This is a genomic window from Verrucomicrobiaceae bacterium, from assembly GCA_016713035.1.
In the GTDB taxonomy this organism is placed as follows: Bacteria; Verrucomicrobiota; Verrucomicrobiia; order Verrucomicrobiales; family Verrucomicrobiaceae; genus Prosthecobacter.
Genome location: JADJPW010000006.1, coordinates 470,121 through 481,845, shown reverse-complemented (window position 1 = coordinate 481,845; position 11,725 = coordinate 470,121). Strand labels below are relative to the sequence as shown.

General features: G+C 56.8%; 8 protein-coding genes, 1 tRNA gene and 1 pseudogene. 4 read left to right on the top strand and 6 right to left on the bottom strand.

Annotated features, from left to right (window positions below; translation table 11 throughout):
* Positions 1 to 88 precede the first annotated feature (88 nt).
* Together IPK32_19190 and IPK32_19185 are read left to right on the top strand one after the other, a co-directional pair.
* The gene (locus IPK32_19190; GenBank protein MBK8094030.1) at positions 89 to 1,444 is read left to right on the top strand and encodes a Gfo/Idh/MocA family oxidoreductase; all 1,356 of its coding nucleotides are present in this window, start codon (positions 89 to 91) and stop codon (positions 1,442 to 1,444) included.
* 108 nt (positions 1,445 to 1,552) lie between these two features.
* On the top strand, positions 1,553 to 2,545 hold the full coding sequence (locus IPK32_19185) for a G protein-coupled receptor LGR4 (GenBank protein ID MBK8094029.1): 993 nt from the start codon (positions 1,553 to 1,555) through the stop codon (positions 2,543 to 2,545).
* An 82-nt stretch (positions 2,546 to 2,627) separates the two neighbouring features.
* Here IPK32_19185 and IPK32_19180 read toward each other — a convergent pair whose 3' ends face one another.
* The 5 genes and pseudogenes from IPK32_19180 to IPK32_19160 form a co-directional block, all read right to left on the bottom strand.
* Complete coding sequence (locus tag IPK32_19180) at positions 2,628 to 4,163, bottom strand: hypothetical protein (protein MBK8094028.1); 1,536 nt, start codon at positions 4,161 to 4,163, stop codon at positions 2,628 to 2,630.
* 55 nt (positions 4,164 to 4,218) lie between these two features.
* Positions 4,219 to 4,428 carry a hypothetical protein gene (locus tag IPK32_19175; GenBank protein ID MBK8094027.1) on the bottom strand — a complete coding sequence of 70 codons (210 nt, stop codon included), beginning with the start codon at positions 4,426 to 4,428 and terminating at the stop codon, positions 4,219 to 4,221.
* 5 nt (positions 4,429 to 4,433) lie between these two features.
* A pseudogene (locus tag IPK32_19170) lies at positions 4,434 to 4,956 on the bottom strand (DsrE/DsrF/DrsH-like family protein).
* A gap of 36 nt (positions 4,957 to 4,992) precedes the next feature.
* Positions 4,993 to 5,304: a TusE/DsrC/DsvC family sulfur relay protein gene (locus IPK32_19165; GenBank protein ID MBK8094026.1), complete on the bottom strand. Its 312-nt coding sequence runs from the start codon at positions 5,302 to 5,304 to the stop codon at positions 4,993 to 4,995.
* A gap of 39 nt (positions 5,305 to 5,343) precedes the next feature.
* Positions 5,344 to 6,570, bottom strand: coding sequence for an FAD-dependent oxidoreductase (locus tag IPK32_19160; GenBank protein MBK8094025.1), 1,227 nt, complete (start codon positions 6,568 to 6,570; stop codon positions 5,344 to 5,346).
* Positions 6,571 to 6,788: 218 nt separating this feature from the next.
* On the opposite strand from IPK32_19160, the gene IPK32_19155 reads away from it, so the two are divergent.
* A tRNA-Gly gene (locus tag IPK32_19155) sits at positions 6,789 to 6,862 on the top strand.
* Positions 6,863 to 6,946: 84 nt separating this feature from the next.
* Here IPK32_19155 and gcvP read toward each other — a convergent pair.
* The gene (gene gcvP / locus IPK32_19150) at positions 6,947 to 9,772 is read right to left on the bottom strand and encodes an aminomethyl-transferring glycine dehydrogenase (protein ID MBK8094024.1); all 2,826 of its coding nucleotides are present in this window, start codon (positions 9,770 to 9,772) and stop codon (positions 6,947 to 6,949) included.
* 417 nt (positions 9,773 to 10,189) lie between these two features.
* Between gcvP and IPK32_19145 the strand changes: the two genes are divergently transcribed.
* A complete protein-coding gene (locus IPK32_19145) occupies positions 10,190 to 11,428 on the top strand; it encodes an ATP-binding protein (GenBank protein MBK8094023.1) in 1,239 nt (412 codons plus the stop codon).
* Positions 11,429 to 11,725 lie beyond the last annotated feature (297 nt).

Here is an 11,725-nt window from a genome sequence, read left to right as displayed (position 1 = left end):
ATCTGGGGCACACTTGAGCTGATGACCATGAACAAACGGGATGTGAGACGCGTTCAGTAGGCGGCTCAATGACTCGCCACAATCCCTCATGAAAAAACACCTCAGACCCACACCCTCACGCCGTGACTTCATCGCGACTGGCGCAGCCGTTTTGGGCTTCAATATCATCCCGCGTCATGTTCTCGGGGCTCCAGGTGTGCCCGCGCCTTCTGAAAAGCTGAATATCGGCAGCGTGGGCATCGGAGGACAAGGTGGCGGCGTCACGCGTGATCTCGCTAGTTTTGCCAATGTGCACATCGCCGCGCTTTGTGACGTGGAGCAGAAACATGAGGCCACCATGGCCAAGCTCTACCCAGGACGCCCATTTTACAGAGACTATCGCGAGATGCTGGCTGCGGAAAAAGGCCTCGATGCCGTGATGGTCGGCACGCCAGATCATTGGCACGCGCCCATCTCTCTCGCCGCGATGAAGCTCGGGAAACACGTCTATTGCGAGAAGCCGCTGGCACACACCATCGAGGAAACACGCCTCATGGCGAAAGTAGCCGCCGAGATGAAGGTGGTCACACAGATGGGCAATACCGGTCATGCCAGCGAGGGGCTCCGCCTCACGAAGGAATGGATCGACGCAGGTGCCATCGGCGGCATCAAGGAAGTGCATGTGTGGTCTGATCGACCTGGAAAGTTCTGGGACTCACAAGGCAGACCACGCCCCACCGAAAAAGTCGCCGTCCCTGAGTCACTCGACTGGAATCAATGGCAGGGAGCTGCCCCGGAGCATGACTATCATCCACTCTATGTGCCACGGAAGTGGCGCGGATGGTTCGACTACGGTTGCGGAGCGCTAGGGGATATGATGGTGCACAATGCCGACCCTGCATGGTATGCGCTCGATCTCGGCGCTCCGACAGCGGTAGAGGCAGAGTGCTCAGAGACCAATGTGGACTCTTTCCCTGTGTGGAGCATCGTGACGTGGCACTTCGCCGCCAAAGGCAACCGCGGCCCCATCAAGCTCACTTGGTATGATGGCGGCAAGCAGCCCGCGCCACCACCTGGATTCGATCCCGCACGCAAAATCGGCGATAATGGCATCCTCTTCCTCGGAGAGCAGGGCTCCATCATCGCTCCTGGATGGTCTGGCACACCACGCATCGTCCCAGAAAGCCAGATGCAGAGCTTCAAGCTGCCACCCAAGACCATTGCCCGGAGCCCTGGGCACCGTGAAGAATGGGTCGCTGCCTGCCTCGCGGGCAAACCGGAGGATGCCCAGGCCAACTTCGCCTACGCCGCCCCCTACACCGAAGCCCTGCTCACGGGCGTGCTCCCCATCCGACTCGGTAAACGCATCGAATGGGACAGCGCCGCGATGAAAGCCACCAACGCCCCCGAAGCGGATGCACTGATTCGCAAAACCTACTGCAAGGGCTTTGAGCTACCCGCTTAACGCACATCCTCATCCTGCCCCAGAGCCAACCCCAGCGCTGGCTTCTCACTCGCTAAGATTCAACACAACGGCTTACGGGCTCCGCCCCAACCAACTCTCCCCATCCACATGAAACTACCACTCACCATCATCCTTTGCCTTGCCAGTTCAGCCTTTGCGCTCGATCCGCATGTCGAAGCGGTCACACGCATCGTGGAAGGGGCTAAGGGCAAGGTTGAGAAGACGGAAGATGGTCAGAGCCTCAAGCTGGTCGATCTGGCCGTGCCGAATACGGGGCCGCATGATCACCGCAAGAATGATCCGTATGACGCGGCCTTCTTTGAGCATCTGGGACACATCAGCACACTGGAGTCGCTGAATGTCATCTCCACCAAGTTCAATGACGAGTGGATGCCGCACATCGCCAAGCTGACCAACCTCAAAACTCTGCGCTTCACCAACAACGGCCCGCTGACCGATGCTGGCATGGAGCAGCTCGCCGGTCTCAAGAACCTCGAAGCCTTCTCATTCGTCGGCACCAAGATCACCGGCAAGGCGTATGCGAAGTTCGACGGCTTCACCAAGCTGGTAAAAGTCAGCCATCGCGGCAGCAGCATCAATGATGAAGGCCTGAAGGAACTCTGCGATCACTTGCCCAATCTAGAAAGCATCAGCCTCGCTCACGCCAAGTTCACCGACGCTGGCGCTCCCCATCTCGCCAAGCTCACCAAGCTCAAAGGCTTCGAAATCGGCACCTCCAACGCCACGCCACAGGCGCTGGTTCATCTCGCCAAGCTCCCACTGGAGTCGCTGCAACTTGGCGAAGGCTTTGCTTCCGTTGATTGCATCCCTTTGATCAAATGCATCACCACCCTGCGCCGCCTGACACTGACTGAGGCCTCAAAACTAACCGATGCCGAACTCAAAGTCGTCGCTGGCCTCACGCAGTTGGAGCATCTCGAACTCGGCAAAGTCCCCTTCCCTGATGCACGTCTGTCTGTGCTAGCAGACTTCGCTTTCCTCAAATCCATGCGCCTCGCACCAGGCAAGGAGCCTTATAGCGACGAAACTCAGGCAAAGATCAAAGCGCTGCTGCCAAAGACGGCTCTCACCTTCAAGTGAGTCTCCCTTGATCGCGATCTCGCGTCTCGCTCCATTCACCGCACGCAAGCCCTTGTTGGCCTAGCCCTTTCCGAGTGTCACATCAACGGCAATAAATAGCGCTCAATCGGATATCCGTGCGCTTTACACCTTCAAACACGATTCGCAGCCTTACTCGTTCTGGTAACTCAGATTCAGTTTGGAACTCCACCGGCACTTGGTAGCCATTTTGGCGAACCAGGGTGCTCCAGCCCAAAATGGGCCTTTCAGCGTGATCGAGCACTTCGAGGCGTAAAGCTGCTTCAGCGCCCAAACCCGCCACATTGACGAAAAAGCGCGGTTTTTTTGCCTCCAATGCCTGCGTCACCAGTTCTGCGGTTACTTTCGGCATTTGATAGTCTCCAGGACCTTCGCCGCTGGTATCGACCATGAGATCCGCGAAGCGATCTCGCGGTAGAGTGGCTATCCCCACTCCACCACGCTTCACCTCTGGCCCACCCGTGGCACGCGGGTCCCATGCACCATAGTAGATCAGCGTTTTCTCACCGATATTCTCAAAACCTTGCCCCTGAAGCACTCCGCCTTGATCCCATTCGCCGTCTTTTCCGCGTTCCAGGAAGGTCCATTCATGCTCAGGCTCACGAAACTGCTGTCCGTCATTGCTTAGAACAAAGCCTAGATCCACCGACACACCTTTCCACTCCGCCGCTCCATGCCAGCGTCCATACACACCGAGCAAGACGTTCCCGCGATTCCATACCGCGATGCCTTCATGGCACTGCTCCCCTTCTCTGCTCCGCCCGGCTCCTAGATACGTGTGCTGCGCAGTTCGCACAAAGGCAAGGCTGCTCGTCGCAGACCAGTTCACAAAATCTGCACTGCGATGGAGCCTCACCACTCTCCCCTGATAGTGATGCGTATGTGGCATCGCATTCTGCGCGGTGAGAAAATACTGACCGTCCCACTGATACAGCCCGCACGCGGGCTCCAAGTGAAACCCCGGCACAAGAAGATCATTCTTTTGCAGCTCACCATTTAGCGGAGCGACATCCTTCACAGGTCTCCACCGCAGTCCATCCACGCTGATAAAGGGTAGCAGTGTTCCCAATCGAGTGTGGTGCCTGAAGTAAACGTGTGTCGTCATCTTGTAGCGGCGTGAGGCATCAGGATCTGCGTCATCCTTGATCACCTTCAGGTTCACGAAGCCCCAAGCTGCCCCCATATCGAGGAGGTTGTTGTTCCTGTCCCCTCTGAACTCCACGAGCCCTAGATTTGGCTTCACCCAGGTCAAACCGTCCGCACTTTCTGCATATGCTGCTCTCCAGCGCTCCGAAGCCACCTTGCTCTCTACGGCATCGTCAAAAGCCACATACCACATCCGATACTTGCCGCCGTCTTTGATGACGGAACCATAAAACTGCACTCCATGTGCATCCGGTGCCCCAGGCTCTCCCCGCGCGACCACCGGATTCCCCTGAAAACGCACTGGCCGCCGCATCTCCAGACGCAGGTTCTGAGTATGCGGAATCGCCACATGATCGAAGGCAAATAGCGTCTGAGCTTTGCTCTCGTCGAAAAGCTCCATGGCGTGCGTGCTGACACTGACGGACAAAACCACGAGGTGAAAGAAAGAGCGCATGACACAAAGAGTGAGGTTCAGGAACACCTGCCGTGGGGGATGCATTTGCCAAATGTTACTTGGCACTAAACATCTTTGCCGAAAGCATCCCACCACTGATGTCCGTAGCATCGCAGCCTTTTTGAAGAATGAAGCGCTGCGGTTTGAACTGGCTACTGCCGGGTTCGTAGCCCTCTTGACGGACGAGATAGGGGCCGTGGCCATTGGGGCCCCAGGCGAGGTTCATCACCTCACAGCGGTCAGCATCGTTGCAGAGGACGGGCATGGAAATCAGGTGAAAAGAATGTGGGTGCCAGCTCCGGCAGATTCCTCGTAGAAGTCACCCACGGTGAGCACTCCATCGACGCGGTCCATGAGGTCTTCCTTCTTCAGCTTGAACATATCCATCGCCAGTTTGCAGGCAAAAATCTTGCCGCCGGAATCCGAGATCAGGCTCCAGGAACTCACGCACAGGTGGGATGTCGAGCTTTTCCATCTCCTTATTCATGAGGTGAGTGGCAAATGCGGATACACCGGGGATGGCCCCCATCCAGGTCGGAAAGGGCACCGTCATCGGCATTCCCAGCATGGGCATGGCCATGTTCAGTGCGGAATTGCCCACGGTGGAGACTTTTAGGCTATCGAGCGTCTTGTTCGCCAGCGCATTCAGACCAAAAAAGGTGAAGAATAGCGATGCCTCGATGCCCTCCATGCGTGCGCCATTGGCCATGATCAGCGCGGGGTAGATTCCATCCAGTGAACCACGGCTCACGATGATGGACATTTTTTTCACAGGTTGTTTTTCGTCAGACATAAACTTCTTGGTTCGTGATTCTGTGTTCTTGGTTGGTTAGATGCAGCCGACAGGCTTGGGAATGCCTGCGATCTTGGAGGACTTCTTCAGAGGACCGCCGGGGAAGAGGTCATAGAGCTCTTTTGTCGTCACGACACCGCTTTTCCCCATGCTGCGAATGGTGAGGGCGGCCCCTTTCGATTGCTGCTCACGCAGGTAGCGAATGACTTTCATGTGGCCATCGGTGAGCGTGCCTATGCCCTCTTCGACCGCGATGGCGGCGGCGATCGTTTCGCTCCATTGTGACATGTCCGTGAGGTAGCCTTCCTCGTTCACGTCGATTTCAGTTCCTGCGATGTTCTTTTTCATGGTCGTTGGTTAGTTGGGTTTCGAGATCTGGTACATGCCTCACGCTATTGGCTTTTTCTTATGTCTGCTGATACCCGGCATCGGCCAGGCTTTTAGCAGCACATTCCAATAAACATGGCGAAAAGCTAGTTTGCCGAGGTGATTGAGCCGTGACTCTTCCAGCAACTTCATCGGGCCGAAGGCAAAGGGGAAATTACCCTCGTGTGGCTCATACTCATAATTAAAGTCGATGAGCAAGGCTCTGCCGTTTCCTGACTCGATGAAACAATTCGAGTGGCCATCGAAGTCCTCCTTCAGTGGTTCGCCTCGGATATGGCGCATCACGTTATCAGCGAGCGTTTCACTCTCAAAGTGGGCTACGGAGCCCGCTTTGGAGGCAGGCACATTCGTCGCATCACCGATGACAAAGACATCGGGGTGCTGGAGCGATTGGAGCGTGTGTTTATGAGTCGGGATGAAATCGAGATCATCACCCATGGCGCTGCGGCGCACGGCTTCAGAGCCCATGTTCGTCGGCGTGGTCACCAGGAGGTCGTATGGCACCTCACGACCATCAAAGCAGATCAGCTTGTCATTTTCCTGATCGACCCGTTCTGCTACGAAGTCAGTGACCAGTTCGATACCCTTGTCAGCCAGCAGATGACCGAGCTTCTTGGAGGATTTGGGCTTGGTAAAGGCTCCAGAGAGTGGCGTGACATAGGTGAGCGTGATTTTGTCTCGCAGTCCACGCTCGCGGAAATAGGTATCGGCCAGGAATGCAAACTCCAGTGGAGCCACAGGGCACTTGATCGGCATTTCGTTGATATGGACGACCACACGACCACCAGTGAAATCGGCCAACTTTTCCCGCAGAGCCTTAGCACCATCAAGCGTGTAGAAATCATGCACGTTCACACGCCATTTTGGCCCTAGCATGCCCTCTGTTTCCTCCGGGGCCGTGCGACAGCCTGTAGCGACGATGAGCAGGTCGTAGGACAGTCGCTTTCCATCATTGAAGGTGACCGCGTGCTCTGATGGGAGAATCTGATCTACCTCAGCCTGGACGAAATCGACGCCGTGAGGGATAAAATCCCGCGTCTGTCGCACAATATCGCTCTCTTCATAAATCCCGAAGGGTAAAAAAAGAAACCCTGGCTGATACAGGTGCCGCTCTGAGCGATCCACTACAGTCATTCGCCAATCTGACCTCGAAAGACGACGGCGGAGGTGATTCGCCATCATGGTGCCAGCAGTGCCGCCGCCGAGGATGAGAAGGTGTTTGCTCATAGTTGAAATAGAAGTTTCCAATCAGATTTCTATATGAGTGTATGCGTATATGCAATATTTATATCTGGCTCAATTTGGCTTTTCCCGCCCTATTTTGAACCTTAGCCGCAAATCGTCAGTGATACCGACCCGTCAAAAACGCGCCTCTCCCGCCCCGGATAAATGAACAAAGTGATTGCCGCAGTGGTGCTCACGACTACTCATACAACACCTTACACGCGGGTGTAGTTCAATGGTAGAACACGAGCTTCCCAAGCTTGATACGTGGGTTCGATTCCCATCACCCGCTCCACCTTATGACTCCAGTGGGCCAAAAGTTATGGTGGGCTTTTGAAAAGATAGATGCCAGACAGAAGTCGGCCGCAGGTTAGCCAAATCATTGAGCCGCAGCCTCTTCCACACTGACGCAGGTGCAGATCAGATGACGGTCTCCGTGGACGTTGTCGATGCGAGCTACCGGGGGCCAGTATTTCGACTCACGGACCCATTTCAGTGGATAAGTGGCTTCTTCTCGTGAGTAGGCATGGGGCCAGTGATTGGCGCAGACTGCTTCCGCAGTGTGAGGAGCGTGCTTGAGGGCGTTATCTACTGCATCCGATGTGCCAGTTTCGATGGATTCGATTTCCGAGCGGATGCATTGCAGGGCCTCGCACAGGCGATCCAGCTCGGCTTGGCTCTCGCTCTCCGTGGGCTCGATCATCAGAGTGCCGCCCACTGGCCAACTCATCGTCGGTGCATGAAATCCGAAGTCCATGAGCCGCTTGGCCACGTCCTCGACGGTGACGCGTTTGAAATGCCGAAGGTCGATGATGCACTCATGCGCCACAAGGCCTCCCTGCCCCTTATATAGGGTAGGGAAACTCGGCTCCAGGCGCTTTGCTGTATAGTTCGCGTTCAGGATGGCATACTTCGTGGCCTGCACGAGCTGCGGCCCCATCATGGCGATGTACATCCATGAGATGGTGCAGATGCTCGCACTCCCCCAGGGGGCAGAGCAGACAGCTCCGACTTTTTGATCACTCCAGGTGTGATGCCCAGGCAGATGTGGACGTAGATGAGCCGCCACAGCGATCGGTCCCACGCCGGGTCCACCGCCCCCATGTGGGATGCAGAAGGTCTTGTGCAGATTCAGATGGCAGACATCCGCCCCGATGCGTCCAGGAGAGGTGAGTCCGACTTGGGCATTCATGTTCGCCCCATCCATATAGACCTGACCACCGGCATCATGGACTGCGCGGCAGATTTCCACGATGCTGGCCTCAAAGACACCATGCGTGCTAGGATACGTCACCATGAGCGCGGCGAGATTGTCAGCGTGGTTTGCGATTTTCGATCTCAAATCATCCACACTGATATTGCCCTGCTCATCACATATGACAGGCACGACTTTCATGCCGCACATGACGGCACTGGCGGGATTCGTGCCGTGTGCAGAGGTCGGAATGAGGCACACATCGCGGTGATGGTCTCCATGTGCCTCATGGAAGCGCCGGATGGCCAAAAGCCCCGCATACTCTCCCTGCGAGCCCGCATTGGGCTGGAGCGACACGGCATCAAACCCTGTACACTCGGCGAGCCAAGACTCCAGCTCGCTAAACATGGCGTGGTAGCCCTCACTCTGATCATACGGGCAAAAAGGGTGCAGTGCATTCACCTCTGGCCAGCTCAGAGGCATCATTTCCGCCACCGCATTCAGTTTCATCGTGCAGGAGCCCAGTGGGATCATGCTGCGATTGAGCGCGATGTCTTTCACCTCTAAGCGGTGGAGGTAGCGCATCATCTCTGACTCACTGTGGTAGCTATTGAAGACAGGATGCTTCAGGTAAGCCGATGTCCGCTGATGCTGGGCAGAGAAGTGCAGCTCATGCTCATCCTGTAGGAGCGGTTGCTGCTTCGGCTTGGCGATACCAAACACGGCAAGAAGATGAACCAGCTCCTCTGCGGTCACACGCTCATCCAGTGCGACGCCCACAGTCTGTGCGTCGATTTTACGGAGATTGATGCCGTAAAGCTGCGCACGCTTCAGCGCATCATCTGCCTTGGCCGTGCGGATGCTCAAGGTATCAAAAAAATCATCACTCAGGACATCCACTCCACCCTGCATCAGCTCGCTGGCCAGCCACACTGCGGCTCCATGGGTGCGGAGGGCGATCCGGCGCAGCCCCTCTGGCCCATGATACACGGCATACATGCCAGCGATCACCGCGAGCAGCACCTGTGCCGTGCAGATGTTGCTAGTGGCCTTTTCACGGCGGATATGCTGCTCACGCGTCTGCAAGGAAAGCCGATACGCAGGCCGCCCCGCCGCGTCTTTGGACAAGCCGACCAAGCGCCCAGGCATGCGACGCTTCAGCGCATCCTTCACCGCCATGAAGGCAGCATGCGGTCCACCAAAGCCCAGCGGCACGCCAAAACGCTGACTATTCCCCACGCAAATATCCGCGCCAAACTCTCCCGGCGGGCGCAATACCGCCAGCGCCAGCAGATCCGCACTCACCACGAGCAGAGCACCCGCCGCATGCGTCTCCAGCGCCAGAGATTCATAATCTTGAATCACTCCGAGGGTGTCTGGATAGCTGACCAGCACAGCGGCAGGCTTACTGGAGCTATCATGTCGCCAGTGCATCACATCGACCACTTTCACCTCCACGCTCAGCGCCGCTAAGCGTGTCTTTACCACCTCGGTGACATGTGGATGGCATTGATCCGATACGACCACATGCGATGCGCCATTCACCTGCGCCAGAGCCAGTCCCAGTGCCTCGGCACAAGCAGTGCCCTCATCCAGCAGGGATGCATTCGCCACATCCATCTTCGTCAGATCACAAATCATCGTCTGGAAATTCATCAGCGCCTCCAGTCGCCCCTGTGCGATCTCAGCCTGATACGGAGTGTAAGCCGTGTACCAGCCTGGATTCTCCAGCACGTTCCGCTGAATCACTGGTGGCGTAAAAGTATCGTGATAGCCCAGTCCGATAAAGGAGCGCAGCACCTTATTGCGCCCCATCATCTGCTTGAGTCTGCGTAGCGCCTGTTCCTCCGAGAGCGGCTGTGGTAAATTCAGCGCCTCCCGGCTGCGGATGGCCTCTGGCACGACATTGTCGATCAAAGCATCCAGCGACTGAAAACCGAGAGTTTGGAGCATCGACACTGCCTCCGAGGCAGACGGACCGATATGACGGCGAGAAAAGTTCGTGGACATGAGCAGTGCTACTTTCTCAAGCGTGGAGACCAGCCAAATCAAGCAAAGACCATCCTGCTAGTGATTCACCAAATCTTTAGTTCGGCCTTTATGGAGCTTGCGAAGCTGCGCTTTGATCTAGTCCAGGGTTCAGTCGAAAGGAGACCATGATTTCATCACTACAAAAGTAGAGCAGTTCACAGGCATTGCGAACGCCTGTAGCCATGACTTGCGCCGTCAGAAAAGCCTAATCGTCGTGATCACACTCATCGGTGCCCCAAATTCAAAAGCAGCCTTCCCCCAGGCCTCGAACACATCGAAAACGGCCAGCAAGGACTTACGACAACGCTCCCCTGTAGGCTCACAATCCAAACAGAACATTAGAAATAGACGCGTAATCTAAAGTGACATTTGGATTTATCGCCTTAGATTGGCCTTATGTTTGACCGCTGGTATGCCCCGACACTCGCCGCAAAGCTCACTCGACCGTTCGTTCACATCGTGTTCGGAGCGCGGCAGTGTGGGAAGTCCACACTCATCCGCTCCCTGCTGCCAGAGCACGCCCACATCTTTGATCTGGCTGATCCGGGTGAGCGATCACGCTTCCTGCGCGAGCCAGAAAGGCTGATCCGCATCTGCCAGGCCATGCCAGGCCAAAAGGAGCCGCACACCGTCTTTGTCGATGAGGTGCAGGCTGTGCCCGCCCTGTTTGATGCAGTGCAACATCTTTTCGATTCGGACAAGAAACGCTGGCGCTTCATCCTGTGCGGCAGCTCGGCGCGAAAGCTGCGACAGGCCGGAGCAAACCTGCTGCCGGGGCGCAGCTTTGTGCATCACCTCTTCCCCCTGACGATGGCTGAACGTCCAGCTCCGAAGTCGATGAAAGCCACCAGCGCAGGCATCATCGACATTTCTTTTGATCCCCCGAGCCGCAACCGTTTCCCCGAGGCGGATCTGATCACGCGGCTGGCCTTCGGCGAGCTACCGGGCGTCGTCACCGCGGATGAGGAGGACCGGGACGCGATGCTCAATGGCTATGCGGTGCTGCATTTGGAGGAGGAAATCCGCCGCGAGGGCCTGGTGCGTGATTGGGGGAAGTTTCAGCGCTTCCTGCAACTCGCGGCTGCCGAATCCGGCCAGATCGTGAACTATGCCGCCATCTCCAACGAAGCCGCTCTCTCGCAGCCGACGGTCAAGGCGCACTACCAGCTTTTGGAGGACATGTTTCTCGGCTTCACCCTTCCCGCCTGGACCCGCAGCCCGAGGAAGCAACTGCTCTCGACCCCGCGCTTCTACCTCTTTGACCTCGGCCTGCGTCACGCCGCCGCAGGGCTGACAGCATCTGAGCAGACGGTGCTGTCCAATCCTGGCCCCATCTTTGAGCAATGGGTCGGGATCGAGCTATGGAAACGCCTGCGCTACCTGGGCAAAGGCAATCTCTACTACATGCGCACCAAGGACGGCGCGGAGGTGGACTTCATCATCGAGCACGGTGGTGAGATCATCCCCATCGAGGTGAAATGGACCACAAACCCCACTCCTTCCGATGCCCGCCACCTGCGCACCTTCATGGCCGAGCAGAAAGGCAAAGCCAAGCGCGGCTACGTCGTTTGCCGCTGCGACCGCCCGATGCAACTCGACTCCCACATCACCGCGATCCCCTGGCATCACCTTTGAGCAAATAGCCTCTCCATGCCCGTCACCAACCAATCCACCCCGGCGGAGAAGATCACGCTTTTCCGCTCGCTGTTTCGGGGGCGAGAGGAGGTGTATCCACTGCGGTTTGAATCGGTGAAGTCAGGAAAGAGCGGGTATTCGCCGGTGTGTGGGAATGAGTGGGTGCGGGGATCTGTGAGAAGCCGAGGATCAAGTGCTCGGACTGCCGGTTTCAGAAGTGGCTGCCGGTGACAGATGAGGTCATCAGGCGGCATCTTTCGGGGGTGGATGAGCGGGGGAAGGCGTTTGTGGCGGGGG

Excerpts from the sequence above, each read along its gene's own strand:
- IPK32_19165 (MBK8094026.1), bottom strand. The coding sequence starts at position 5,304 with ATGAAAAAGAACATCGCAGGAACTGAAATCGACGTGAACGAGGAAGGC.
- IPK32_19145 (MBK8094023.1), top strand. The coding sequence starts at position 10,190 with ATGTTTGACCGCTGGTATGCCCCGACACTCGCCGCAAAGCTCACTCGA.
- IPK32_19175 (MBK8094027.1), bottom strand. The coding sequence starts at position 4,428 with ATGCCCGTCCTCTGCAACGATGCTGACCGCTGTGAGGTGATGAACCTC.
- gcvP (MBK8094024.1), bottom strand. The coding sequence starts at position 9,772 with ATGTCCACGAACTTTTCTCGCCGTCATATCGGTCCGTCTGCCTCGGAG.
- IPK32_19190 (MBK8094030.1), top strand. The coding sequence starts at position 89 with ATGAAAAAACACCTCAGACCCACACCCTCACGCCGTGACTTCATCGCG.
- IPK32_19185 (MBK8094029.1), top strand. The coding sequence starts at position 1,553 with ATGAAACTACCACTCACCATCATCCTTTGCCTTGCCAGTTCAGCCTTT.
- IPK32_19160 (MBK8094025.1), bottom strand. The coding sequence starts at position 6,570 with ATGAGCAAACACCTTCTCATCCTCGGCGGCGGCACTGCTGGCACCATG.
- IPK32_19180 (MBK8094028.1), bottom strand. The coding sequence starts at position 4,163 with ATGCGCTCTTTCTTTCACCTCGTGGTTTTGTCCGTCAGTGTCAGCACG.